This is a genomic window from Kluyvera sp. 1366, from assembly GCF_054823405.1.
Window position 1 is genome coordinate 581,744 of the sequence record NZ_JBTRDW010000002.1, and the last position, 24,254, is coordinate 605,997.

The window sequence follows — 24,254 nt, forward strand, 5'->3', positions numbered from 1 at the left end:
GTGCGCCGCTACAGTCAGTGCATGACTTCGTAGCGGCGCGATTCATCGCGAGAATTTTCAGGCCGCAGACTTATTCCGCTTCAATCCGATCAGCGTTGGAAACACAAACAGCGACTGCCCCAATCCACGATTCGTCACCTGCCACACCGCCACCGAACACAGCGAACAGATGCCAACAATCGCCAGCGGATAGAAACAGGCCCACATAATGGAGAACCATGCTTGCTCAAACAGTTGATGGCGCTGGGCGAACAGAATCGCCGACATACCGAAGAACTCAATGAAGATGCGGTGAATCACGTAAATTTGCAGCGTGTTGCGCCCAACCCAATTCAAGTAACTCATCTTGAAACGCGCGTTCAACCAGCGACACGCCGCCACGCTACCCAGCACCGCAAGGATGCACAGGAACAGGCTCTTATCCAGACCAAAGATGATATGCAGGCCCGAGACCGCCGCCAATATCGCCCAAGGCACAATATTGTCACGACGCCATTCACTGAGACGCAGCATCATCGGGCTCCAGAATGCCCCCAGCAGGAAGAACAGGAAATACTGCGCCACGCTTTGTGGCCCCCAATACGGAATGATCTTCTCCACCGCCAGATAGTTGAGCGCAATCGCCACCACCAGCAACGCCACTTTCTGCTGTTTAAAGATCTTGGCGCACAGGAAATAGAGCGCCAGGCCGTAGAGATACCACGAGGTGCTCATGGCGAGGAATGTCAGCTTTAAGAACTCCAGCAGCGAACCGGCATACGCCGCGTTGAGGTTCTGTGAAATACGCTGCCCGGTGATCTCGGTGGAGATGCCTACAATCGACCACCACTGAATAAAGCCCCACAAAATATAGAGATAAAACAGGTTGGTGATGCGACTGGTAAACACCTGTTTCCACGGCCGATTTAAAATACCGTTAGTGGCTAATAAGCCCGAAACAAAGAAAAACGCCGGCATACGCAGCGGCGACAATACGGTATTAAACTGCACCCATATTTCTGCCGGGATCCAACCTGCCGTCAATAATTTCACCGTACCTTCAAATCCAGGTAATACGGTGTGATACAACACCACCAGTAATATGCAGGCTCCCTTTAGGGTATTTATCCATGCGATATCTTCTTTCCTGGCGTTATTCATATGATGACTCCCGCTGCTGTTGCTGTGTAGGTCTTAAAGAAGAAGGATGAGGAAATAAGCGTTGTAGCATTTATGATTATTAAACGATTATTCAACAGGCGGGGCGGGCATGATGTAGCGAAAGTCCTAAATGTTTTTTTGTGGTCCTGATATAACAATACTTTACACATCCAGACAAAAATAGAACCCTGAGCAGGCTAAGGAAATTTGTCTTAATTTGAGTCACTAAAAGATAATTGAGTAAAATAAGTGTGATCGTTGTCGCGCAGGGAAATTAAGAACAATCCACCCTTTCTTATGCCAGACTAAATTCAAATTCTAAATGTGGATTTATTTAATGTGGCAAATGGATAAGCAGGAATATTAGCGTTGTGCTAAGCGATTTATTACCGCGCATTCCGTAGCGTCGTGATTTATCGCACAATGAATTGCGCCGCTACGGAATGTAGCGGCGCTTGACCAACAAAATCATTGCAGCGGTGCGCTTTTGCTTTCGAGCGCAGGTTTGCGCAGCAGGCGCGGATAGAGAAACAGCATGCGGCCCGGACCACGGTTGAGCAGCGTCCACACCAGCAGCGAAATACTGGTACACAACGCAACGCCGGTAATCGGCATCAGCAGCGCCCATGCCCAGCTAAAGACGGTATGGTCAAACCAGCCATAATGCACCGCCAGCACAATCGCACTCAGCCCCAGCAGCTCAATAAAGATACGGTGCAGCACGTAGATTTGCAGCGTGTTACGGCCAATCCAGTTAAGCCACGCCATATTGAAATGTTCATTGAGCAAGCGGCACAGCACAATGCCAAACACAATGGTCAGCAAGCTGTAGAACGGATTCTTATAGATGCCGCCGACATGGTGCAGCAGGCCAATCAGCGCAATGCCGCCCAGCATCAACCAGTGCTGACGCTTCAGTTCGCTCAACTCGATCAACGCCTGGCTGAAGAACACGCCGAGCAGGAAATAGAGATAGTTCTGCGCCACGCTGGCGGGTCCCCAGCCGGGAATCAGGCTAAACTGCGCGGCGTAAGTCGCGACAATCGCCAGCGCCATCAAGGCCATCTTCTGTTTGTGGAACAGCTTGGTGAACAGGAAGAATCCGGCCAGCGCGTAGAGATACCACAGGCTCGTCATCGAGGTCATCAGCAGCTTAACGAACTCAAACGGCGTGTCCGCATAGGCGGCGTTTTTGCTGCTGGAGAGCCGTTCCCCGAGATGGGTGGAGATGTAGTGAATGCTCAGCCACTGAATGACGCCCCACAGCAGGTAGAGATAGACGATGTTGCTGAACTTCTTGGTGAACACCTCTTTCCAGCTCTTTTTGGTGATTGAACTGGCAGCCAGCAAACCGGAGACAAAAAAGAAGGCCGGCATGCGCAGCGGCGACAGATAGGTGTTAAACGCCACCCACCAGTGCGCTGGCAGCAGCCCAGCCGTGAGATGATGCAGTGAAGGCGCGAACGTGGTGATGATGGAGTGGTGTAATACCACCATCAAAATGCAGCCCCCTTTGAGCGTGTTGATCCACAGGACCTCTTTCCTGGCAGTTGTCATTGCTATGTCCTAATTGCGCCATGAATTTGTAAAGAATTATTTATATTTACAAAGATGTCTCAATCGGGACTTTCCTAATAAGAAATCACCCTAAGTCGCGCAGGATGCTGCTGAAATTTAAACGTTAAAATTCATAAAGTTATTAAAGTCAGATAAATTAACTTTAGGAAAATACTGAGAAGAAAAATACCGGGAGAGATAAGAAAAGCGTCGCCCTTATCAGGCGACGCTGAAGATTATTGGTTAAGAAACTTGTCGAGAAATTGCCGGGTACGTGCCTGTTGAGGATTGCTGAACAGCGCTTTTGCTGCGCCCTGCTCCACGATGCGTCCCTGATCCATAAAGATGGCGCGATCCGCGACGTCGCGCGCAAAGCTCATCTCATGGGTGACGATCACCATGGTGCGTTTCTCCTGCGCCAGCGCGCGAATGGTGTTGAGCACCTCGCCCACCAGCTCAGGATCAAGCGCCGAGGTCGGCTCATCAAACAGAATCACTTCCGGACGCATCGCCAGCGCGCGAGCAATCGCCACACGCTGTTGCTGTCCGCCGGAGAGACGACGCGGAAAACTCTCTTCCTTGCCGTGCAATCCCACTTTTTCCAGCAGACTGCGCGCACGCGCGATGGCTTCCGCCTTCGGCTCGCCCTTGACGATCACCGGCCCTTCAATGATGTTCTCCAGCACCGAGCGGTGCGGGAACAGATTGAAGTTCTGGAACACAAAGCCAACCTGCTGACGCAACTGGCGCACCAGCTGCTTCTGCTTGTTGAGGCCGAGCGCCGCATCAATGGCAATATCGCCAACTTTGATACGTCCGCTTTCCGGCACTTCCAGCAAATTGATACTGCGCAGCAGCGTGGTTTTACCGGAGCCGCTCGGTCCGATAATGGCCACCACTTCGCCTGGTGCCACGTCGAGATCGATGCCGTGCAGCACCGTCTGGCCGTGAAACTGCTTCACCAGCTGACGGACTTCAATTGCACTCATTTGCCCTCCCGATCCTGTCGATTCACATGCGCTTCCAGGCGATTTTGCAACGCCGACAGCACGGTCGCCATCACCCAGTAAATCAGCGAGGCCGCCAGATACATGGTGAACACTTCCAGCGTACGTGAGGTGATCAGCTGCGCCTGACGGAACAGCTCCGGCACCTGAATGGTGGCGGCCAGCGAGGTATCTTTCACCAGGCTGATAAAGCTGTTGCCCAGCGGCGGCAGCGCGGTGCGCGCGGCCTGCGGCAGGATCACGCGACGCAGCGTTTGCCACGGCGTCATGCCGATGCTGGCAGCGGCTTCCCACTGCCCGCGCTCAATCGCGGCAATCGCACCACGCAGCGATTCAGAGGCGTAAGCGGCGGTATTCAGCGACAGACCAATCATCGCCGACGGAATCGGATCCAGCTCGATACCAAACTGCGGCAGTCCGTAATAGATCATAAACAGTTGGGCGATGAGCGGCGTGCCACGGAAAATCGACACGTAGATGCGTGCCAGCCAGTTGATCGGCCAGAAGTGTGACAGGCGCATCAACGCCAGCACGAAGCCGAGTATCAGGCCGAAGAACATCCCGCCGATACTCAACTGCAGCGTGAAGAGCGCGCCTTTCAGTAAAAATGGTGCTGAATCCAGCACCAGTTGTAAGCTTTCCTGCATTATTTAGTGACGTCCGCGCCGAACCATTTTTCAGACAGTTTGCTCAGCGAGCCATCTTTCTGCATGTCCGCGATGGCGGAGTCGATCGCTTTCAGCAGATCGTCGTTGCCTTTACGCAGCGCCACGCCCGATTCCAGACGGGAGAAGGCCGGACCCGCTACCGCCATGGTGTCTCCGGTTTTCTTCACCAGATCCAGTGCCGCCAGACGATCAACCAGAATGGCGTCTAAACGGCCTGAACGCAGATCCTGATACTTGGTTGGGTCATCATCATAGGTACGCACATCGGCTTTCGGCACGTTATCCTTCAGCCACTGCTCGTAGTTGGAGCCGAGACCGACGCCGACTTTCTTGCCGGCCAGATCGTCTGGCTTGGTGACGGTCGCTGCGTTTTTCTTCAGCGTCAGCGCCTGCACGCCAGAAATGGTGTACGGCGTAGAGAAGTCATACTTTTTCTTGCGCTCAGGGGAAATGGTGACCTGATTGATCACTACGTCGATGCGTTTGGAATCCAGCGACGCCAGCATGCCGTCCCATTTGGTCGGACGCAGATCGGCTTTCACGCCAAGGTGTTGAGCCAGCGCCTGCGCGAACTCCACTTCGAAGCCGGTCAACTGGCCTTTTTCATCCTGGAAGCTGAACGGCGGATAAGTGCCTTCCAGACCGACGCGCAGCTCGCCTTTACTCTTTACTTTTGCCAGCAAATCTTCAGCGGCAAAGGATTTAACGTTAACGCCCGCGACCAGCGCGACCGCCATCATGCCCATCACCATTTGGCGACGAATTGGAGAGAAAGTCATGTTTACCCCATTTATTGTGATGTGTTGTTGTGTGCTTAGTCAGGCCGCCCTCGACGGCGACCGTTTGAATAACCGCTGGATTATAAACCGTTTTTACGTTCTGTCTCAGACCGAAGGGTGATAAGCAAATAACGCCGGCGATCCCCCGGTATGCACGAACAGCAATGGACCTTCACGACGGAAGCGATTTTGCGCAATACCATCGATTAATCCCGCCATCGCTTTACCGGTGTAGACCGGATCGAGCATGATGCCTTCCAGGCGCGCCAGCAGTTTCACCGCCGCCATGCCCTCATCGTTTGGCTCGCCGTAACGCGGCGCGAAGTAATCATCCCACAAGGTGATCGGCGCTTTGGACTGCACTTCCAGCTGCTCAGCCAGCGCGCTGCGAATGCGCTCCACCACCGGCAACTGCGCCTCAACTTTGCGCGACACGGTGACGCCGACCAATTCGGTTTCGGGCAGCAGCTGTTCCAGACCCACCGCCAGGCCCGCGTGCGTGCCGGCGCTGCCGGAAGCGACCACCACCGCGGCAAAATCCACCACGCCTTCGCTTTGATGCGCAATCTCCTGCGCGCACTCAACGTAGCCGAGCGCACCGAGCGCATTGGAACCGCCGACCGGCACAATATACGGGCGGAATCCCTGCGCTTCGAGGTGTTCGGCCTGAGCGGCCAGCTGTTCAGTGGGATTGTGCAGCGCATCAACCATGACGATTTCCACATCCATCAAATCAAGCATCAGGCGATTGCCGTTGCTGAGGTAGTTTTCTGACGTGGTGCCAATCGGGTTTTCCAGCAGCGCCACGCACTTCAGGCCGAGCTTCGCCGCCACGGCGGCGGTTTGACGCACATGGTTAGATTGAATGGCGCCCGCCGTCAGCAGCACATCCGCGCCTTCGCGCAGCGCATCCGCAGCCAGGAATTCGAGTTTACGCAGTTTGTTACCGCCGAGGGCCACCGGCGTGAAGTCATCGCGCTTAATAAAGATATCGCGACCAAGATAGTCAGAAAGCCGGGGCAAATGCTCAAGCGGCGTTGGTGCACCGAGTAATTCAAGACGGGGGAACTGGTGCAGAAGATGTAAGGACAATGCAGCCTCCATTCGGGCAATGTGCAGTTATCCATACAGTGTTGCAGAAGATGAGAAAAGTCGCACCCGGAATTCACCGCGTGCTGCCCTTGTTGCTGTCATGCTCGACAACAACAAGGGTGGGATCTCCCTCAGCCCTGCTGCCAGCCTAAAAACTGGTCATATTTGCGCAGTGCGATGCGGTAATTGTTATTGCCCGCATCAGGCAGATCGTTCTCCAGACATTCATGCCAGCTATTGCCCCGTAAACGATCGGCCGGGAAATTTTTCGCCTTCAGCATGTCATCAAGCCGACGCAAACGTACCACATACTCACGTATGGTACTGTGGCTCATCTCGGTCTGCTCAAACAGGTATTGCTTAAACGCCATAATGTCGAAGTAATTCGGATGGGTATTACAAAATATATCGCTGCAGAAACGACACAAGGCGGTCAATTCTGGCTGGAGTTTCATCCACACCTGATCGTCAATCATTTGGTCCATGCGTGCGATGGCCTCTTTATTGATGATCTGGCCGCGAAAGACTAACGCCATACGATCTAAAACTTTGCCACAGTGTGAACAATTGCTTTGGCTGTGCTTATAGTCTTTAAGATAGCGACTTAACGGTCTGGCTTTAACTTTGGCTCCCATTGCTGAGTCCCCGGTTTTATTGTTTTTTTCGATCGCCAGGAACTGAGACTGTTAGCGCGCCCCCGATAATCGGGCACGCAGGCGTTTGATCGCCTGACTGTGCAGTTGACTGACGCGGGATTCCCCCACTTCCAGCACCGCGCCAATCTCCTTCAGGTTCAGTTCTTCCTGGTAGTACAGTGTGAGCACGAGTTTTTCACGTTCAGGCAAGGCCTCAATCGCTTCAATCACGCGGTCACGTAGGTTTCCTTCCAACAACTGATGAAGCGGGTTGGCTTCCTCATGCCCCTCCGTCACCAGCTCCGCACTGTCGCCGTGTTCTTCCCGATACTCGTCGTAGGAGAAGAGTTGGCTGTTGTTGGTATCGAGCAGAATCTGCCGATACTCCTCCAGCGAAACATTCAGTCGCTCAGCCACTTCCTGCTCAGTAGCCGAGCGCCCCAACGCTTGTTCTACCTGATGCATGGCACCTGCCACTTCGCGCGCATTTCTGCGTACGCTGCGTGGTGCCCAGTCGCGACTGCGCAGCTCATCCAGCATTGCTCCCCGGATACGCTGCACGGCGTAGGTAGTAAAGGCGGTGCCCTGTAGCGCATCGTAGCGCTCCACGGCATTTAATAAGCCAATGCCACCGGCCTGCAGCAGATCGTCAAGCTCAACGCTGGCTGGCAAACGAACCTGCAGGCGCAGCGCTTCATGCCGCACCAGAGGAACGTAGCGCTGCCAGAGCGAATGTTTATCCATCACGCCATCGGCGGTATAGAGATCGTTCACGTTGACTACCCTGCGTTAGTAAAGTTATCGGCATGATTATCCAATTCTGTAGGGGTTTTGATTGGCAGAATAGGCGGGCAAAAGCGAGGTTATTTCAAATTTGTTATGGATGGCGGTGGATCGCACCGCCATCCGCGCGGGCGTTAGCGCAAATTACGCAGTCTTTCCCGCGTGCCAGGCGGCACCGCGTCCCATAATGCGCAAACTTTGCCCTCAAGTGCCTGATAAAAAGGGGTAATCAACGCTTCAGTTTCCAGCGCAGGATTAAACAGCACCTGACCGGTTTCCGCGTTGATGCTTATCATTTTGTTGATAAACAGCCGCTGCAGGTCGCTGCGCAGGAATAAGCCGTTATCGGCGCTGTTATCCGCCAGAAAGCCCTCTTCGTTCTCTTGCGTGTCGATGTAGCAGGCTTCCACCCACGGCCAGCTGTGACGTTCGGTTAGCTGCGTGCCGGTGATAATGCAGGCGCCGTAGCGCGCTTTTACCGCCGAGGTAAACTCCGCCTGGCTGGAGCGCTGCAGCACTTTAGCTTTTACGCGGCGTCCGACTTCTGTGCCGGGCATCACGCCGCTCGGCACTTTGTATTGCGGCGTGCTCAACACCACCAGAAACTGGATTTTGCGCGACAGCGGGAAGCACGGATGCGCCTGCGCATCGAACAGCTGCCAATACTCATCCTCTTCGGTCTGCCGCATCAGCACCAGCTTAAAGCCCCGGCTGTTGAGCAGATTCTGTGCCGCTGCTGAATTGGGATCGAGCATGGCGAACACCTGGGTTTCGCCGACCACTTTCCAGCGCCCTTCTTTGCGCGCTTCGTCGTTGCGCCGGAAGTAGAGAAACGCCTGCTGGTTTTTCAGGTAGTGCTCAAAGCGACGCAGATAATTTTTGCGCTCGTTGTCGTCCGAGACAAACAGCAGATCCTCGATCGGGCTGTTGATCTCCTCCTGCGCGAACAGCGCGCGGATCACCAAATTGCGAAAGCTGGTCGATGGGCTCAGCAACCCGCGTGCGGTAAGCTCTTTCTCGTCGGGATGCTGCTGCGTGTAGCGCAGGGCAATCTCTTCGAAGGTCAGTAGCTCACCCGGTAACAAGTCATAATTGAAGCGCATAGACACCCCAGAAACGGAAAAATGTGGTTCAAAAATTGGAATGATTCTGAGGGGAGTTATCGGCAATCTGCGCGAGGACTGTAACAAGGTGGTTACTTTTCTGAGGAAGTAGTGCAGCAGCTAAAATCGTCCATTCCCCTGCGTATGAATTTGTTTTAGGTCAGCAGGATTTATCGCCCGAAAAAGCCCCGGTGAAAACCGGGGCTAAACATCATGCTGCTTTCAACCGTTGCAGACGCTTTTCACGGCGAATCTTACGCTCTTCAAATACCGCCACCATCGCCATTAAGGCGATACAGCCGATCGCGGCGGCATCCAGCGCCGCAAAGGTCCCGGCCCAACCGGTTAAGCCAAAGATGGGCGTGCCATCGGCGATCATTCCCAAGCCTAACTTGGCGAAGCTGTCACCAATCAGGTAAGCAAAGGTGCCTTTGATGCCATCGGCGGCGCCAATGGCTTTTTTCGGCACAAAGCCGACAGCGGCAACGCCAATTAACAGCTGCGGACCAAACACCAGGAAGCCCAAGGCAAACAGCGACGCCAGATAAACATACTGATTGCTGGCATGTTGATAGATACCAAGCGTGGCGATAATCAACGCCAGCGCCACGCATGCCACCAGCGCACGACGACCATTCGCCAGATCCGACAACCAGCCCCACAGCAGCGTGCCGACTAACGCACCGACTTCAAACAGCGTGAAGCCCTGAATCGCCACCTCTTTTGACAGTTTTAATTCCTGGAAGGCATACACCGTCGACCACTGATCGATACCAATGCGCACCACGTACAGGAAGATGTTGGCGAAGCACAGCAGCCAAATCACTTTGTTTTTCAGCACGTACTCGACAAAGATCTGCCATTTGGTCATCGCCTGATCTTCGGTCTCTTTGTCCTCTTCGCTGATCTCTTCGCCAAACAGTTCCTCGGCTTTACCCAGACCGTAAGATTCGGGTGAATCGCTGCCGTAGCGCAGACCGATAAAACCGACCACCAGCGCTATCAGTGACGGAAACACAAACATGCCGACCACATGCCCATCAAACAGGTAATTGGCACCAAACAGCGCCACACCCGCTGCACCTGCGCCGCCCAGGTTGTGCGAAATATTCCACATCCCCAGATAGCTGCCGCGTTTCCGGCGCGGCGTCCATTTGGTGATGGTGGAGTAGCTACAGGATCCGCCAGTACTTTGGAAGAAGCCGCTCAGCGCATAAAACGTGATCATCAGGAACAAACTCACCGAGCCCGCGCCCATGCTGGCGCTGAAGCCCAGCATGCAGATGGCCGAGAGGATCAGCATAAACGGCAGGAACTGCTTGGTATTTTTCCCATCGGCGTAATAGGAGACCAGCGTTTTACCGACGCCGTACGTAATGGAGAAGCCGAGGCCAATCATCCCCAACTGGGTCATGCTGAGTCCGTAGGTGGTGATCATGTCGTTCTGCGCAATGTTGAAATTTTTGCGGATCAGATACATGGTCAGGTAGCCGATAAAGACCACCAGATAGGACTGCATAAAGGGTTTGAACCACATCTTGCGCCGCTCTTCGAGCGACAGATTCAGGGTCGGCTTGCGCACCTGATTTAAGAAAGCCAGCATGGAGTGCTCCTGATTAATGACCTGCGTGATGGCAGGCATTGTAAAAATCAGCAGCGGTTTCGGCCTGAGACAACTGCCCGGCGCAACCGGGAAAATTTCTTAGTTTTGTCGATGTAAGGGTAAAAAGCGGGGATGCATCACACTTCCTCGCGCTGGCGCGGCGTTTGAGCATGCAGGAATGGCAACAGCAGCAAGGCCGATATGCCCGCCGCGCATGCGATGACCGCAAAGAAACCGTTCCAGTGCCAGACATCGATCACCCGCGCCAGCGGCCAGCCGGAGAGCGATGCGCCCAGATAGGCAAACAGGCCAACAAAGCCGGTCGCCGCGCCCGCCGCGTCTTTATGCGAACATTCCGCCGCCGCCATGCCAATCAACATCTGCGGGCCGAAGACAAAAAAGCCGATGGTAAAGAAACACGCAGCCTGCATCACGTAGCTGGCAAACGGCATCAGCCACAGCGATCCCACTGACAGCAAAATGCCAGCGGCAAAGATCAGGTTCATCGGCCCGCGATTGCCGTTGAACAATTTATCCGATCCCCATCCCGCCACTAAAGCGCCGCCGAAGCCACCGAGTTCAAACATGGTCACCGCCGAGTTGGCCGTCACCAGATTGACGCCCAGCGTCTCGGACATATAGAGATTGCCCCAGTCGTTAATCGCGGCACGCACCACGTAAACCAGCACGTAACACAACGACAGCAGCCAGATGTAAGGGTTGAGCAGCACATATTTGGCAAGGATCTGTTTGTGAGTCAGCCCTGCGCCCTCTTGCTGCTGGGCGATCTCCAGCGCATCGTGGCGCCAGTCACCGACCGGCGGTAAACCCACGGTTTGCGGGCGATCGCGCAGGCGCCAGCAGAGAAAAATACCGGCGACGATCGCCAGTCCGCCCGCGATCATCATGCCAGCGCGCCAGCCATAGTGCAGCGCGGCGGCACCGACGATCATCGGGATCAGCGCACCGCCAACGTTCTGTGCCGTGTTCCACAGCGCCCACCAGCCGCCGCGTTCGGTGCGGGAAAACCAGCTGGTCAGCAGACGCGCACAGACCGGCGATCCCCATCCCTGGAAAAAGGCATTTAACACCCACAACACGGCGAAAGCCCACAGCGATGTGGAGAAACCAAACAGAATATTCACCACGCCTGTCGCTATCAGCCCGATGCCCATGAAGTAGCGCGCGTTAGAGCGGTCGCTGACGATGCCAGAGAAAAACTTCGACAGGCCGTAAGTGATGTAAAACAGCGTCGCCAGCAGGCCGATGTCGGTGCGCGTCATCACGCCCGCCGCCAGAATTTCCGGCGACGCGGCGTTGAAGCTTTTACGGGTGAAATAGAACAGCGCATAGCCGAGCCAGATGGTGATCATGATATGGCGACGCCAGTAGCGATAGCGTGCATCAATGGCCGCTTTATCGCTGATCGGCTCCGCGCTGGCGGGCGCTTTGAGAAATCTGAACATCATATTGGTTATCCCTTGCGCAGCGGTAACGTGACGCTAACGCGCGTGCCGTGGGTGCAGGAGATCCCCAGCGAGCCGCCGAGTGCCGTCACGCGTTCGCGCATGCCGGCAAGGCCAAAACCGTGCTGCGGGGAACCCAGCGGTAAGCCGCAGCCGTCGTCTTCGATTACCAGCTGCAACCGCTCGTCCTGCAATGTGCCTTGCAGCGTCACCGCACGGGCGCTGGCGTGTTTCACCACGTTATTGAGTCCTTCCTGACAAACGCGAAACAGCGTGACGCGCTGCGCTTCACTCAGTCGCGCTTCATCAATCTGCCAGTCGAGATGGCTGATAATGCCGTGCCCTTCCAGCTCCATTTCCCGCATCAGCGAACGGATTGCCTGCTCGAGCGAAAGATCGTCCAACTGGCGCGGACGCAAGCGTCCCAGCAAACGGCGCACCGAATCGTAAATGCCCAGCGACAGCTGCTCAATCAACATGCCGCTCTGCTTCACGCCACTTTCCGGGCTGATGCGCTGCATGATCCCGGCTTGGGTACGAATCGCGGTGATGGTTTGGCCGATATCATCGTGCAGCTCGCGCGCCACTTCGCGTCTGACGCTCTCTTCGGTCTCCAGCAGGCGCTCCGTCAGACGGCGATTGCGCACCAACTCGGTTTGCAGCGACTGATTGAGCTCGCGTAAACGCTGAATACCCGCGCCGAGCAGCAGCCCGGTCAGGCTTTGCGCCAGCAGGGAGAGCAGCAGATCGACCGCGTGATCGTGCCAGGTCTGGCTGGCGATCAGCGCGATGGCGTTCATCAGTGTGGCAATCAGCGCGCCCTGCCAGCCGTAATGCCATGCCAGCGCAATGATCGGCAGCGCCAGACAAAACGGTGTGAAGCGCGACAGCTCTGCGGGCAGACCCAGCTGCAACCACAGGCTGACCATAAACAGCAGCACATAACCAAACAGATGGCGCACGCGCCAGTTAACCGGCTGACCGACCAGCGAAGGGCCAAGCGGCTGCCAGCGCGTGCTGGTGAGGTAATGCCAGATCACCAAACAGGTTGGTGCCACGGTCAGCGCGCCGGTGAGTGTGAGCAGCACCGCATTCAGTGCGGCGGGTTCTGCGATCCACGGCAACGCCTGCAGCAGCGCCGCGCACACCATCGCACCGCCCTGCCACAGCAAGGTGTGCCAGTCGCGTTGATGACGATAACGGGAGATCAGCGCCACCGGCAGCAGCGTCAGCACGCTACCCAGCATCAGCAGCGGCAGATGCGCCAGCGCCACTTCGCGCGACAGCCAATAAAGCAGCAACCCTTCGGCACCGAGCAGCACCGGCCAGTAGGCGCGCGGGCATTGCAACATCAGGCCAAGGCGCAGGCCAAAGGGAAACAGCAACACCGCCAGCTCAGGACGATCCGCCAGATGCAGGCTGATGCTCCACAGGCAAAACCACGCGGCAGAAAAGATACAAAAACTGGCGATGACGGCAATCAGCCGCGAAAAGAGTGGCTGCATTACCAGCCATCAAACATGCGGCGCGCCAGTTCAACGTCGTTACTGACGTTGAGCTTTTCCAGCAAATTGGCGCGATGAACGTGAACGGTTTTTGGCGACAGGCCCAGTTTGGCCGCGATCTCTTTTACCGCTAAACCTTGCGCCAGTTTTTCCGCCACCTGGCGTTCGCGTTTGGTGAGCGGGTCCTGACGTCCGGAGGCGAGCTTCAGGGCGATGTCGGGCGTCAGATAGCAGCCGCCTTTGGCCACGGTATGCACCGCGGCGATCAGTTCATCGGGGCTGCAACGTTTGGAGAGGAATCCGCGCGCGCCCGCATTCAGCGCCTGCTCCACCAGCGCCGGACTGTCGTGCACCGACAGCATAATGGTCGCCATGCCTTTCGGCAGTTGGCTCAATAACTCGAGCCCGGAAATATCCGGCATCGAGATATCGCAGATGCACACTTGTACGCCACGCCCCGGCAGCATATTGAGCGCTTCCCGCCCGGAACCGCACTCGGCAACAACCTGAAAATCCGGTTCCAGCCCCAACAATTGGGCAAAACCCGAACGGACGATCACATGGTCGTCGATGAGCGCAATGGTGGTCATGAGGTTTCCTGGCGGTGAAAAAACGCGCTTACCTTAGCGATAAGCGGGGGAAGCTTCAAGGGGAATGGGTGGGTTTGGGTCACGTAATTTGTTGCGCCTGCAAATATGCATATTATGAATATGCAGGTATAAAAAAACCCCGCCGAAGCGGGGTTTGATAAGCAAGAAGCTTTGAGCGATTAGCCCTGCAGCAGAGACAGAACCTGCTGTGGAACCTGGTTAGCTTTCGCCAACACTGAGTTACCCGCCTGCTGGATGATCTGTGCTTTAGACATGTTCGAAACTTCAGTTGCGTAGTCAGCATCCTGAATACGAGACTGTGCTTCAGACAGGTTAGTGGTGGTGTTGTTCAGGTTAGTTACCGCTGAATCCAGACGGTTCTGAATCGCACCCAGGCTTGAACGGAACTTATCGATGCTGCTGATAGCTGAGTCCAGAGCGGCCAGTGGATCGGTAGTTGCAGTACCAGCGCTGGTAGTTTCGGTGGTCAGTTTGCCAGCAGTGTTTACATAAGCCTGTGAGCCAACTTCAGCAGCGTATTTACCAGTTGCGCCAGCACCGTTTGAAGCAACAGTTACTGTACCTGTGTCTTTGTCAACGTTGTAGTTAACAGTATAAGCAGCAGTAGTAGTCAGCTCTTTATCACTATCGACGTAAGTGTTCAGTGCGTTGCCAGCACCGTTGGTGTTTGCGCCACCGAAGGTTGCAGCAAAAGTCTGCACGCCGCTGTTATAGTTAATGGTAGCGCCAGTTACTGCTGCGTTAGCAGTTGCAGCTGCATTGATGTCACTCAGGACAGCATCTTTGCTAACAGTTTTGGTATAAGTCAGACCTGAATCTGCTGTGCCAGCGAAGTTATAAGTAGTACCGCTGAGTTTGATTGAACCTGCTGAAGCAACATCACTTCCGCTCTGGAACATAGATCCCAAGGTAGCAGCAGTTGTGCCTGCACCAGCGTTGTTTGTTGTAAGGTTACCTTCAGTGGTCAGATAAGCAGCTTGGCCACCGATAGTTACAGCGCCGTTCGCATCTACATCGAAATCAACACTCCCAGTGCTACGAGTATAGGTACCTGAAGCTGTTGTACCTGCGGCTGGTTTAAGTGTGTTAGCAAAAGTAGTGGTGTTTGCATCAGTTACAGTCGCAGTAGTTGTGAAGTTGCCTTTGTCAGCATCATAAGTATAAGTAGCACCACTGGTACCAGTAGTTACGACGGTATCACCTGTTTTCAGACGAGAAAGTGCATCACTTGCAGTCAGAGAGGCATTAGTAGTGGTTACAGCATATGGGCCTGCACCAGTTACGTTTGCGCCAGCAGCAGACAGGTCGCTAATAGTCGCCGCTTTGTTAGCGATAGTACCTGAACCATTCACGTTAAAGCCGTTCAGACCCAGAGTAGAAGAGTCAATCTTCTTCAGGTCGATAGAGATGGTCTGGCCATCGTTCGCGCCAACCTGAATTTTCAGGGAGCCGTCTTTAGACAGTACGTTCACGCCGTTGAACTGAGTCTGACCCGATACGCGGTCAATTTCGTCCAGACGTGATTTGATTTCGTCCTGAATTGAGTCCAGGTCAGATTGGCTGTTGGTGCCGTTCTGAGACTGTACGGTCAGTTCACGAACACGTTGTAAGTTGTTGTTGATTTCTGACAGCGCGCCTTCAGTAGTCTGCGCAGCAGAGATACCGTCGTTGGCGTTACGCGCCGCCTGAGTCAGGCCGGTGATGTTAGACTGGAAGCGGTTAGCAATGGCCTGGCCCGCTGCGTCATCTTTAGCGCTGTTAATACGAAGACCAGAAGACAGACGCTCGATAGAGGTAGACAGAGCAGACTGGTTCTTGTTGATGTTGTTCTGAGTGATCAGCGAGAGGCTGTTGGTATTAATGACTTGGGCCATGATAATTTTCCTGTTAATCAAGTCTTTCGGTTAAGGTGTGGGCTTCAACCCGCCGGCTTCAGCGCCGTCAATGTTGTTATCGTCTGCCCTTAAACAACCTTTAGATTTTTTTTAGGACCAGGTGAAAATTTTTCCCTTCAACCTGTCACGTTTATCTTTATCGCCCTGCCCGCAGTGTTCTTTAGGCCAACCTGATCATTTTTCTAGCGTCCGAAATACCCTTCTCTATATACGCTATTCGCTTTATTACCCGCCGGTAAATAATTCTAAACTTTGCCCATAAAGAGCCGATAACCCGCGGTATTGATTCTCCGTGTCGACATAGAAAGGAAACAACATGACCACCATTTCTACCCTCGGTATCGGTTCAGGCCTCGATTTAAGTACCATCCTGGATAACTTGAGTACGGCTGAGAAAGCGTCTTTAACGCCTATCTCTAATCAGCAGACGGCTTATACCGCGAAGCTGAGCGCTTACGGCACCTTGTCGAGCGCGTTAACCACCTTCCAAACCGCCAACACGGCATTAAACAGCGCTGATTTGTTCACCGCAACCAGCGCAGCCAGCAGCACCACTGCGTTCAGCGCCACCACGTCTGGCAGTACCATTGCCGGTAAATACAGCATTAGCGTGACGCAACTGGCGCAGGCACAGACGCTAACTTCGGGCGTACAGACCAGCAACACCACTGCGCTGGGCAGCTCGGATGCCAGCCGCACGCTGTCGATCAAACTGGCCGACGGCACCAGTAAAGACATTACGCTGACCAGTGCACAAACCTCATTAACTGGCATGCGTGACGCGATTAACGGTGCCAATGCCGGTGTCAGCGCCAGTATTATCAAAACCGGTGATGGCGCTTATCGTCTGTCGCTAACCGCGTCGAAAACCGGAGAGGCCAATGCGGTTTCTTCCGTTACCGTGACTGGCGATGACACACTGCAAGGCATTGTCGGCTTTGATTCAACCAAAACCGATGCCGATAACCCGCTGGACGTCAGCGTTGCCGCACAAGATGCCGAGTTAACGGTCAATAACGTCGCCATCACCAGCAGCACCAACACCATTAGCGATGCGCTGGAAGGGATTACGCTGAATCTGAATGATGTCACCAGCGGTAATCAGACGTTGACCATCACGCAAGATACCTCTAAAGCCTCCACCGCAATTTCCAACTTTGTGGATGCCTACAACAATCTGCTGGATCAGTTCACTAGCCTGACTAAATACACCGCTGTGGATGTCGGCTCAGATACACAAGATTCCAGCAACGGTGCGCTAGTTGGCGATAGCACGCTGCGCGGTATTCAAACCCAGATTAAAAGTTTGCTGACCAACACGGCTAGCTCTTCAACCTACAAAACGCTGGCGCAAATCGGTATCACCACCGACCCGACCACCGGTGAGTTGTCGCTGGATTCCGACAAGCTGAAAACCGAGCTGACCAAAGATCCGGCGGGCGTGAAAGAGATGATTGTGGGTGACGGTAAAACCACCGGTATCACCACCAAACTGGCGACTAACCTGACCAGTTGGCTGTCATCTACCGGCAGCATTCAGTCCGCGAAAGATGGCGTCAGCAAGACGCTGAATAACCTGACTGAGCAGTACAACAACATGAACACGCGTATCAACGCCCTTATTGCGCGTTATAAGACGCAGTTCACGCAACTCGACGTCACCATGAGCTCGCTGAACAGCACCAGCGATTACCTGACACAGCAGTTCGATAGCATGACTTCGAGCAGCAGTTCTAAATAGTAAGGAGTGACCATGTACAGCGCTACAGGCACACAAGCCTACGCAAAAATCGGGGTGGAGAGCTCAGTGATGAGCGCCAATCAACAACAGCTGGTTACGCTGCTGTTTGACGGTGCGATCAGCGCACTGGTCCGCGCCCGCCTGTTTATGCAGGACAACAATATCCAGGGAAAAGGTAACTCGATTTCCAAGGCCATTAACATCATCGAGGGCGGACTCAAGCAGGGCCTCGATGAGCAATCAGGCGATGACCTGACCGATAACCTGTTAGGACTCTACTCCTACATGGTTCGCCGTCTGGTTCAGGCTAATCTGCGTAATGATGTCGAAGCCCTCGAAGAAGTTGAAGGTCTTCTGCGCAATATCTCTGATGCCTGGAAAGAAGTCGTACAATCCCAACACCTTCAGGACGCCGTTTAATGAATATTGCACCGTCACTTGTCACCGTTTACCAACAGTTACTCGACCTCAGCCACGGAATGCTGCGTTTGGCAGCAGACGGCGAATGGGATGATTTGATTACCAAGGAAGTGGACTATGTCAGTGCGGTGCAAAGACTGGCGCAAACAACCGAAGCCGCCGCACCGTCGCGCCAGCTGCAAGAGCAGTTGCGTCCGGTGTTACGCCATATTCTTGATAATGAGAGCGAAGTGAAACGTCTGCTGCAGTTGCGTATGGATGAATTGACGCAGCTGGTGGGCCAGTCATCGATGCAGAAATCGGTGATGAGCGCGTATGGTAGGCAAGGTAGCGTGTATTTGCCGCAGGGTTAAATTTAGGACTCTGCGCGCTGATGCCCTCACCCCGGCCCTCTCCCACAGGGAGAGGGAGATGTTGCAATATGTCAGATGGGCTCGATCTGTTCCCTCTCCCACTGGGAGAGGGTTAGGGTGAGGGAAAACTACTTCTGCGTCGCCGTTGAAACCGGGCGCATAATCTCTGGCTCGATATTCTGAATCACCGCCTCATTCGGACGCTTCGCCACTTCTTCCAGCGCCTGCTGGCACTCAACGGTTGGGCGATCCACTTTACGCAGTCTCAATCCATCGTAACGCAGCTCACCGTTCTCCAGCACCAGCGGCATCACGCGCACCTGACGCGTCACATTAACCCAGTCATCGCCCAGACGCGTTAATTTGCCCGGTTTGGCAATCACGCGCTGCCACTGACGGCAATCCAGCGTGTCGCCTTCGGCACCAATAATCAGGCTGCCCATCGCTTGCTTACTGATCAGCTTGCTTTGCGGCCCCACGGTTTGCCAGTTGCCCTGCAGCTCCAGCGGTGCCGGGGTTTTCACCGCCTGGTCATAATTGCTGATCTGCGCACAGCCACTCAGCGCCAGCGCGGCCACTATCATCCACTTTTTCATTCTCGGTCCCTACACTCGCATCAATGGCGGCTACGTTATAATTTTTCCCGCAGGTTGCGCAAGGTATCTGCTGCGCGCCACATGATTTTCCTCAAGCTGCTCACTTCTGCGCCGATAACTCTTCTGGAGTTAAAAGTGCCTGTAAAAACAATAATGACCGATTACACACTCACCTTCGTTACGGAGAATCCCGTTATGCGATTGACCCTTCGCGCGCGTCTGACATCGATTGTTGGCCTGCTGTGCATTTTACTGATTGTTGCCGCCATCTGGGGAATCATCGGCCTGCGCGCCGCCGACCAACGGGCGCAAAACGCCTATCAGAATGAGCTGTTACCGCTGCAATATTCATCCCGCCTGTACCGCATGGTGCAGGAACAATCCGCGACCCTGTTCGATGCCCTGCGCTACTGGACCGACAGCAGCGAAGTGGAAAAACGTCTGGCGCGCATCGCGCAGTACGGCGAGCAGATAGCCAAAGACCGCCAAACCTGGCAGCAGCTGTCGTTTGATGCGCAAACCAAACCGCTTAGCCAGAAATTCATCAGCCATCTCGATGGCTGGCAAACCGCGCTGAAAGATGCCGGTGAACTGCTAAAGGGCGGCAACCCGTCCGGCGCGCTGGTGGTGATTGAAACCCGCCTACGCAGCGGCAGTCAGCTGCTGCAACAGGACATCGATCAGCTTGATGCGTTAATGCGCCAGCATGCGGAACTCACCTATCAGCAGAGCAATAGCGATTACCAGCTGGCGCGTAACAGCCTGATTATCATTTTGCTGGTCGGGCTGAGCGTGGCGCTGGTGTTCGGCTGGCTGCTGATCCGCTCGATCAACCGCTCGATTGCTCAGGCGCGCGAGCTGGCCGAATCGATTGCGGCCGGTGAACTGAACCACGATATTGGCAGCGTTTCACGCGATGAGATGGGCGAACTGATGCAGTCGCTGCTGCGCATGGATGTACGTCTGGCGGAGATCGTGCGCGACGTGGGCGAAAGCGCCACTGCGCTGAGTGATGCGGCGCGTCAGATGGCCGATGGCAATGACGATCTCTCTGAACGCACCCATTCGCAGGCCAGCTCGCTGGAACAGACCGCCGCCAGCATGGAGCAGATGACCGCCACGGTGAAACACAACGCCGATAACGCTGCACAGGCCAACGAACTGGCCACCGACGTGCGTCATCAGGCCGAACGTGGCAGCAGCGTGCTGCGTGATGCGGTCAGCGCGATGGAGGAGATCGAATCTTCCAGCAAGCGCATCGCGGATATCAACCGGGTGATCGATGAGATCGCCTTCCAGACCAACCTGCTGGCGCTCAACGCAGCGGTTGAAGCGGCACGCGCCGGTGAACAGGGACGCGGCTTTGCCGTGGTGGCGTCCGAAGTGCGTCAGCTGGCGCAGCGGTCCGCCGGGGCCGCCCACGAGATCAAAGCGTTAATCGATGCCAGCGTGGGTAAAGTGGAAGCCGGCAGTGCGCTGGTGCAGCGTTCCGGCGCAATGCTCAATGACATCAATCAGGGCGTGGCGCGCGTGGTGGACATTGTCGGTGAAATTGCCGTGGCCAGCCGCCAGCAATCCAGCGGCATTGAGCAGGTCAACACCGCAGTGATTCAGATGGATGGCGCGACGCAGCAGAACGCCTCGCTGGTGCAGGAAGCCAGCGCCGCCAGCCAGACCGTTAGCGAACATGCCGGATTGCTGGTGGAGAAGATGGCCTTCTTCCGCCTGCAACAGCGCTAAGGAGCGAGATGATGCGTAAACTTCTCGCTATGTTGCTAGCCACGCCGCTGCTGAGCCACGCCGCGACCACGCTGAATATTGCCACCATCGCTAACGGCGATATGACCATCATGCAGCAGCTCGCCACGCGCTACGAACAGGAGCATCCTGACGTCAAACTGCAATGGCATGTGATGGACGATGGCGCGCTGCGTCAGGCGGTGCTGTCGGCGATGAATAGCGGCCAGGCGCAGTTCGATGTCATCACCGTCGGCACCTATGAAGCGCCGCTGTGGGGTGAAAAAGGCTGGCTGGCGCCGCTCAATAAGCTGCCCGCCGATTACGACAGCCAGGATCTCATCGCGCCAGTGCGCAAAGCGCTGTCGTTTCAGCAAACGCTTTACGCCCTGCCGTTCTACGGTGAAAGTAGCATGACCTACTACCGCAAAGATCTGTTTGCGCAAAAAGGGTTAACCATGCCCGATAATCCCGACTGGACCGATATCAAAAACTTCGCCGCCAAACTCACCGACCCGCAGAAAGGCATTTACGGTCTGTGCCTGCGTGGCCAGCCAGGCTGGGGCGATAACGTGGCGTTCATGACCACCATGGCGAATGCCTATGGCGCGCAGTGGTTCGATGAAACCTGGCAGCCGACGCTCAACTCGCCGGAGTGGCGCGAAGCGCTGGGTGATTATTTGCAGGTAGTGAAGCAGGATGGACCGCCGGATACGGTGAAAAACAGTTTCGGCCAGATTCTGCGCCTGACCGCGCAAGGTAAATGCGCGATGTGGATCGACAGTACGGTGGCAGCCGGTTTGCTAGTGAATCCGCAGATCTCATTAGTCGCCGATAAGCTGGCCTTTGCGCCTGCACCGGGCGGCATAACGCGTAACGGCTCCAATTGGTTATGGTCGTGGGCGCTGGCGGTACCGGCGAATACGCCGAATCGCGAGGCGGCGATTGCCTTTATTAGCTGGGCGACGTCAAAACAGTATATCCAGCAAGTGGCCGATACCGTCGGCTGGGGGGCGGTACCGCCGGGCAGCCGCAATTCGACGTATCAGCAGGCGAGCTATCAGCGCCTGGCGCCGTATGCCGCGCAGGTGCGTGCGGCGATTGATTCGGCCACCGTCGAGCAGCCGACGCTCAATCCGGTGCCTTATCAGGGCGTGCAGTACGTGAGTATTCCCGGGTTTGATCAGATGGGTAACGCCGTCGGGCAGAATCTGGCGGATATGCTGAGCGGTAAACTGACGCTGGATGAAACGCTGGCAAAGAACCAACAAGATGTGACGCGGATTTATCAGCAGATGCATTGATAGGCTGTGATCACAAGTTGCACATACCGTAGCGGCGCGCTTTATCGCGCAGTAAATTGCGCCGCTACGATGCCCATGTTCTGTAAGATCGGAAACTGACAAGGCCACATGCGCGCGTTACACTAGCGCGCAAGTTGATACGCAGGAACACCGAATGAAAACCCCAGAAGAGTATTACGCTCAGGCGCGCACGATGTTTTTCGCCGCTCACCCCGATTTCCAGTCTGCACTGGATGAACTCACCGAAAGCGATGCCCGCCAGGCGAACCTGTCATTAGCGCAGTTACGCGACTGGCATGCAGAACGTATTTATGCCGCTTTTTTGCGTCAGAAGAAGCTGGATGGCATGCTGTTTTCCATTCAACTCGCGGAACCCGATAAAGCCGTTGCCGCGGATGCCATTGAAAAGTATCTGAAATCTCACGCGGAAGCCTTAGGCATGACGTGGGAAGAGTTCTGCATCAAAAACGAGTTGTAATCGGCCACGCACTGTAACGGCATCAAAGATACATCGCCAACCACACAAAATGTTCAGGAAAAAGTTGTACAAGTTGAGAAAACTTGTATAACTTACTCATCACGACGTCAGTCGTAGATTGTCCTTGAACGAATGGTGCTGTTGCACCGCCTCTGGAAGTGTTGCTGGATTTCCACTTCCAGAGGTAATATTTTTTCTTACCCTTCCCGCTCAATCCCTTTTACTTCGATATAACTTGCCACCGCCAGCAGACGATTGACGTGGGTCAGCAGCAGATCAACATCGGACTGTAAAAACTCCTGCGATGCGCGCGAAGCGGTAACAATCGCCTCCTGCACCGTATCGGAAATAGTCAACGAGTTATTCTCTTTCGCCTGAATCAGCAACGCGGCAATCAATAACGACTGCGCCTCTACCTGCGCCACCAGCTCTTTTGCTTCCACATCCATTTTTGCCATTTTCAATAAGATATCGATAACCAGTTGGCGCATATTTACCCCTGTTTTTATTTACAGTACTATATCGCACCCGATCCAATGAATGGAACGACCCTGATGTTTGTGGAGTTGATTTACGATAAGCGTAACGTGGCCGGATTACCGGGTGCACGCGAGATGATTTTGCAGGAGTTGGAAAAGCGTGTACAGCGCGTCTTTCCCGATATTGAGGTGCGCGTCAAACCGATGGAGCGTAACGCGATAGATACTGATATGAGTAAGAACGATAAAGCGACAGTTGCGCGGATTGTTGAAGAGATGTTCGATGAGGCAGAAATGTGGCTGGTGGCCGATTAGGCCACCAGTGCGATAAACGCTTAGCTTTCCTGCTCGGCATGGTTGATGGCGATTTCGAGATCCTGAATCGCCTCATCAATGTCATCCAGCAGCTTGCCCTGCTTGTTCAGCAAGGTGTCGAAGCGTCCCGCGTATTCGGTGTCTTTATACTCACCCGCATCAAACGCCAGCCAGTGGGCAGATAGCGTCTCAGTGTTGGTCTGCGCGTAATGGCGCATCTCTTTAAGCTGGGAGGTGACATCACGCAAGTATTCAGTTTTGGTTTTTACAGTTTCTGTATCACTCATGCTATCTTCCTTTTCGCTTAATAAGACGATTTAAATAACGCTTGAATGATTAAAGGTAGTGCAAAATATCGAAGCTGCCTTAGGAATAATCGGAAGTGACTAAAACCTGTTAGTAAACAGGGGACATCCCGGTCCCCGATGCTGAGTCGTCAGGCATTACAGATACTTCCTCGCCAGATCAATCAGCTCATCCTTCGCGGCATCGCCCAGCTTGATTACGCCCTGCTCGACAAAGCTAAACGCTCTGACAAAATCCTTCACCCCTTCTGAGAACGCCTGAGTTCCGTCGTGGCTCTGCGCCGTTGCGGCGGCTGGCGGCGCATCGGCTGCAGCGGGAGCAGCGACTTCCGGTTCGCTGGGCGGCGCAACCTCGGCTGGAGCAGGCGTTACCGCCTCAGGCGCGGCAGTGGCCGCCGCCTCCGCGGGTGCAGCGGTTATCGCCTCGGGTGCCGTAGCCGGTGGAACTTCAGCCGGTGCCGCTGCCGCTACCACTGTGGGCGCAACTTCAGGAGGTGCTTCTGCTATTACAGCAGGCGTCGCTTCAGGTGCTGCGGTCGCCGTCGGTGCAGCAACGGGCGTGGCGACTTCGTTGGCAAAATCTTCCGCTGGTGACGATGCGATGGTGCTGGTTGGATTGATGACAGTTTGATCGCTCATAATGCTCTCCTTCTTACTGAATAAAGATCGCAGTCGGGCAAGA

25 protein-coding genes are annotated in these 24,254 nt (G+C 54.9%); 7 read left to right on the forward strand and 18 right to left on the reverse strand.

Going from position 1 to position 24,254, the window contains the following annotated elements:
• Positions 1-57 precede the first annotated feature (57 nt).
• The 14 genes from ACVLVH_RS06235 to ACVLVH_RS06300 all read right to left on the reverse strand — a co-directional run bounded on the left by ACVLVH_RS06235 (position 58) and on the right by ACVLVH_RS06300 (position 15,823).
• Positions 58-1,140, reverse strand: coding sequence for an acyltransferase family protein (locus ACVLVH_RS06235; RefSeq protein WP_498948979.1), 1,083 nt, complete (start codon positions 1,138-1,140; stop codon positions 58-60).
• A 468-nt stretch (positions 1,141-1,608) separates the two neighbouring features.
• Entirely contained in the window at positions 1,609-2,697 is a 1,089-nt protein-coding gene (locus ACVLVH_RS06240; RefSeq protein WP_498948981.1) for an acyltransferase family protein, read from the reverse strand.
• Between the two features lie 236 nt (positions 2,698-2,933).
• On the reverse strand, positions 2,934-3,686 hold the full coding sequence (gene tcyN / locus ACVLVH_RS06245; RefSeq protein WP_064739083.1) for an L-cystine ABC transporter ATP-binding protein TcyN: 753 nt from the start codon (positions 3,684-3,686) through the stop codon (positions 2,934-2,936).
• Positions 3,683-4,351, reverse strand: a complete 669-nt coding sequence (gene tcyL / locus ACVLVH_RS06250; RefSeq protein ID WP_064739084.1) for a cystine ABC transporter permease — start codon at positions 4,349-4,351, stop codon at positions 3,683-3,685. The genes tcyN and tcyL overlap by 4 nt, the downstream gene beginning before the upstream one ends.
• Positions 4,351-5,151: a cystine ABC transporter substrate-binding protein gene (gene tcyJ / locus ACVLVH_RS06255; protein WP_101764047.1), complete on the reverse strand. Its 801-nt coding sequence runs from the start codon at positions 5,149-5,151 to the stop codon at positions 4,351-4,353. The genes tcyL and tcyJ overlap by 1 nt, the downstream gene beginning before the upstream one ends.
• 105 nt (positions 5,152-5,256) lie before the next feature.
• A complete protein-coding gene (locus ACVLVH_RS06260) occupies positions 5,257-6,243 on the reverse strand; it encodes a D-cysteine desulfhydrase (protein ID WP_498948982.1) in 987 nt (328 codons plus the stop codon).
• A 131-nt stretch (positions 6,244-6,374) separates the two neighbouring features.
• Positions 6,375-6,878: a flagella biosynthesis regulatory protein FliZ gene (gene fliZ, locus ACVLVH_RS06265; RefSeq protein WP_007891377.1), complete on the reverse strand. Its 504-nt coding sequence runs from the start codon at positions 6,876-6,878 to the stop codon at positions 6,375-6,377.
• Between the two features lie 51 nt (positions 6,879-6,929).
• On the reverse strand, positions 6,930-7,652 hold the full coding sequence (locus tag ACVLVH_RS06270; RefSeq protein WP_007891379.1) for an RNA polymerase sigma factor FliA: 723 nt from the start codon (positions 7,650-7,652) through the stop codon (positions 6,930-6,932).
• 143 nt (positions 7,653-7,795) lie between these two features.
• Complete coding sequence (locus ACVLVH_RS06275) at positions 7,796-8,764, reverse strand: HNH endonuclease signature motif containing protein (RefSeq protein ID WP_101764045.1); 969 nt, start codon at positions 8,762-8,764, stop codon at positions 7,796-7,798.
• A gap of 211 nt (positions 8,765-8,975) precedes the next feature.
• Positions 8,976-10,367: a hexose-6-phosphate:phosphate antiporter UhpT gene (uhpT, locus tag ACVLVH_RS06280; RefSeq protein ID WP_256696734.1), complete on the reverse strand. Its 1,392-nt coding sequence runs from the start codon at positions 10,365-10,367 to the stop codon at positions 8,976-8,978.
• Between the two features lie 137 nt (positions 10,368-10,504).
• Positions 10,505-11,833 (reverse strand): MFS transporter, encoded by a 1,329-nt coding sequence (locus ACVLVH_RS06285; protein WP_498949054.1) that lies wholly within the window; start codon positions 11,831-11,833, stop codon positions 10,505-10,507.
• Between the two features lie 8 nt (positions 11,834-11,841).
• Positions 11,842-13,338, reverse strand: coding sequence for a signal transduction histidine-protein kinase/phosphatase UhpB (uhpB, locus tag ACVLVH_RS06290; protein WP_277973742.1), 1,497 nt, complete (start codon positions 13,336-13,338; stop codon positions 11,842-11,844).
• Positions 13,338-13,928 (reverse strand): response regulator transcription factor UhpA, encoded by a 591-nt coding sequence (gene uhpA, locus ACVLVH_RS06295; RefSeq protein ID WP_498948985.1) that lies wholly within the window; start codon positions 13,926-13,928, stop codon positions 13,338-13,340. The genes uhpB and uhpA overlap by 1 nt, the downstream gene beginning before the upstream one ends.
• Positions 13,929-14,107: 179 nt before the next feature.
• A complete protein-coding gene (locus ACVLVH_RS06300; RefSeq protein WP_498948987.1) occupies positions 14,108-15,823 on the reverse strand; it encodes a FliC/FljB family flagellin in 1,716 nt (571 codons plus the stop codon).
• A gap of 337 nt (positions 15,824-16,160) precedes the next feature.
• Between ACVLVH_RS06300 and fliD the strand changes: the two genes are divergently transcribed.
• The 3 genes from fliD to fliT are packed head-to-tail and all read left to right on the forward strand — an operon-like array spanning position 16,161 to position 18,358.
• A complete protein-coding gene (gene fliD / locus ACVLVH_RS06305; RefSeq protein ID WP_192411602.1) occupies positions 16,161-17,585 on the forward strand; it encodes a flagellar filament capping protein FliD in 1,425 nt (474 codons plus the stop codon).
• A gap of 12 nt (positions 17,586-17,597) precedes the next feature.
• A complete protein-coding gene (gene fliS, locus ACVLVH_RS06310) occupies positions 17,598-18,005 on the forward strand; it encodes a flagellar export chaperone FliS (RefSeq protein ID WP_498948989.1) in 408 nt (135 codons plus the stop codon).
• Positions 18,005-18,358 carry a flagella biosynthesis regulatory protein FliT gene (gene fliT / locus ACVLVH_RS06315; RefSeq protein ID WP_312182535.1) on the forward strand — a complete coding sequence of 118 codons (354 nt, stop codon included), beginning with the start codon at positions 18,005-18,007 and terminating at the stop codon, positions 18,356-18,358. Before fliS ends, fliT begins: the two co-directional genes overlap by 1 nt.
• 128 nt (positions 18,359-18,486) lie before the next feature.
• Here the strand turns inward: fliT and yedD are convergent, their stop codons facing one another.
• A complete protein-coding gene (gene yedD / locus ACVLVH_RS06320; RefSeq protein WP_137386035.1) occupies positions 18,487-18,954 on the reverse strand; it encodes a lipoprotein YedD in 468 nt (155 codons plus the stop codon).
• 195 nt (positions 18,955-19,149) lie between these two features.
• Between yedD and ACVLVH_RS06325 the strand changes: the two genes are divergently transcribed.
• From ACVLVH_RS06325 to ACVLVH_RS06335, 3 genes are all read left to right on the forward strand, one after another.
• Positions 19,150-20,694 (forward strand): methyl-accepting chemotaxis protein, encoded by a 1,545-nt coding sequence (locus ACVLVH_RS06325; RefSeq protein WP_277973748.1) that lies wholly within the window; start codon positions 19,150-19,152, stop codon positions 20,692-20,694.
• A gap of 8 nt (positions 20,695-20,702) precedes the next feature.
• Positions 20,703-21,995, forward strand: coding sequence for an ABC transporter substrate-binding protein (locus tag ACVLVH_RS06330; RefSeq protein ID WP_277973749.1), 1,293 nt, complete (start codon positions 20,703-20,705; stop codon positions 21,993-21,995).
• A 154-nt stretch (positions 21,996-22,149) separates the two neighbouring features.
• Positions 22,150-22,473, forward strand: a complete 324-nt coding sequence (locus ACVLVH_RS06335; RefSeq protein WP_101764036.1) for a DUF6388 family protein — start codon at positions 22,150-22,152, stop codon at positions 22,471-22,473.
• A 197-nt stretch (positions 22,474-22,670) separates the two neighbouring features.
• Here the strand turns inward: ACVLVH_RS06335 and iraP are convergent, their stop codons facing one another.
• The gene (gene iraP, locus ACVLVH_RS06340; protein ID WP_061717593.1) at positions 22,671-22,964 is read right to left on the reverse strand and encodes an anti-adapter protein IraP; all 294 of its coding nucleotides are present in this window, start codon (positions 22,962-22,964) and stop codon (positions 22,671-22,673) included.
• Positions 22,965-23,027: 63 nt separating this feature from the next.
• Between iraP and ACVLVH_RS06345 the strand changes: the two genes are divergently transcribed.
• A complete protein-coding gene (locus tag ACVLVH_RS06345) occupies positions 23,028-23,267 on the forward strand; it encodes a DinI-like family protein (RefSeq protein ID WP_101764035.1) in 240 nt (79 codons plus the stop codon).
• A gap of 20 nt (positions 23,268-23,287) precedes the next feature.
• Here the strand turns inward: ACVLVH_RS06345 and ACVLVH_RS06350 are convergent, their stop codons facing one another.
• Complete coding sequence (locus ACVLVH_RS06350) at positions 23,288-23,554, reverse strand: hypothetical protein (protein WP_101764034.1); 267 nt, start codon at positions 23,552-23,554, stop codon at positions 23,288-23,290.
• Between the two features lie 156 nt (positions 23,555-23,710).
• Entirely contained in the window at positions 23,711-24,211 is a 501-nt protein-coding gene (locus ACVLVH_RS06355) for a hypothetical protein (protein WP_498948992.1), read from the reverse strand.
• Positions 24,212-24,254 lie beyond the last annotated feature (43 nt).

Bases quoted from the DNA above. Each gene is read 5' to 3' on its own strand.
- ACVLVH_RS06235 (WP_498948979.1), bottom strand. From the start codon at position 1,140: ATGAATAACGCCAGGAAAGAAGATATCGCATGGATAAATACCCTAAAG.
- ACVLVH_RS06240 (WP_498948981.1), bottom strand. From the start codon at position 2,697: ATGACAACTGCCAGGAAAGAGGTCCTGTGGATCAACACGCTCAAAGGG.
- tcyN (WP_064739083.1), bottom strand. From the start codon at position 3,686: ATGAGTGCAATTGAAGTCCGTCAGCTGGTGAAGCAGTTTCACGGCCAG.
- tcyL (WP_064739084.1), bottom strand. From the start codon at position 4,351: ATGCAGGAAAGCTTACAACTGGTGCTGGATTCAGCACCATTTTTACTG.
- tcyJ (WP_101764047.1), bottom strand. From the start codon at position 5,151: ATGACTTTCTCTCCAATTCGTCGCCAAATGGTGATGGGCATGATGGCG.
- fliZ (WP_007891377.1), bottom strand. From the start codon at position 6,878: ATGGGAGCCAAAGTTAAAGCCAGACCGTTAAGTCGCTATCTTAAAGAC.
- ACVLVH_RS06275 (WP_101764045.1), bottom strand. From the start codon at position 8,764: ATGCGCTTCAATTATGACTTGTTACCGGGTGAGCTACTGACCTTCGAA.
- uhpT (WP_256696734.1), bottom strand. From the start codon at position 10,367: ATGCTGGCTTTCTTAAATCAGGTGCGCAAGCCGACCCTGAATCTGTCG.
- ACVLVH_RS06285 (WP_498949054.1), bottom strand. From the start codon at position 11,833: ATGTTCAGATTTCTCAAAGCGCCCGCCAGCGCGGAGCCGATCAGCGAT.
- uhpB (WP_277973742.1), bottom strand. From the start codon at position 13,338: ATGCAGCCACTCTTTTCGCGGCTGATTGCCGTCATCGCCAGTTTTTGT.
- uhpA (WP_498948985.1), bottom strand. From the start codon at position 13,928: ATGACCACCATTGCGCTCATCGACGACCATGTGATCGTCCGTTCGGGT.
- ACVLVH_RS06300 (WP_498948987.1), bottom strand. From the start codon at position 15,823: ATGGCCCAAGTCATTAATACCAACAGCCTCTCGCTGATCACTCAGAAC.
- fliD (WP_192411602.1), top strand. From the start codon at position 16,161: ATGACCACCATTTCTACCCTCGGTATCGGTTCAGGCCTCGATTTAAGT.
- fliS (WP_498948989.1), top strand. From the start codon at position 17,598: ATGTACAGCGCTACAGGCACACAAGCCTACGCAAAAATCGGGGTGGAG.
- fliT (WP_312182535.1), top strand. From the start codon at position 18,005: ATGAATATTGCACCGTCACTTGTCACCGTTTACCAACAGTTACTCGAC.
- yedD (WP_137386035.1), bottom strand. From the start codon at position 18,954: ATGAAAAAGTGGATGATAGTGGCCGCGCTGGCGCTGAGTGGCTGTGCG.
- ACVLVH_RS06325 (WP_277973748.1), top strand. From the start codon at position 19,150: ATGCGATTGACCCTTCGCGCGCGTCTGACATCGATTGTTGGCCTGCTG.
- ACVLVH_RS06330 (WP_277973749.1), top strand. From the start codon at position 20,703: ATGATGCGTAAACTTCTCGCTATGTTGCTAGCCACGCCGCTGCTGAGC.
- ACVLVH_RS06335 (WP_101764036.1), top strand. From the start codon at position 22,150: ATGAAAACCCCAGAAGAGTATTACGCTCAGGCGCGCACGATGTTTTTC.
- iraP (WP_061717593.1), bottom strand. From the start codon at position 22,964: ATGCGCCAACTGGTTATCGATATCTTATTGAAAATGGCAAAAATGGAT.
- ACVLVH_RS06345 (WP_101764035.1), top strand. From the start codon at position 23,028: ATGTTTGTGGAGTTGATTTACGATAAGCGTAACGTGGCCGGATTACCG.
- ACVLVH_RS06350 (WP_101764034.1), bottom strand. From the start codon at position 23,554: ATGAGTGATACAGAAACTGTAAAAACCAAAACTGAATACTTGCGTGAT.
- ACVLVH_RS06355 (WP_498948992.1), bottom strand. From the start codon at position 24,211: ATGAGCGATCAAACTGTCATCAATCCAACCAGCACCATCGCATCGTCA.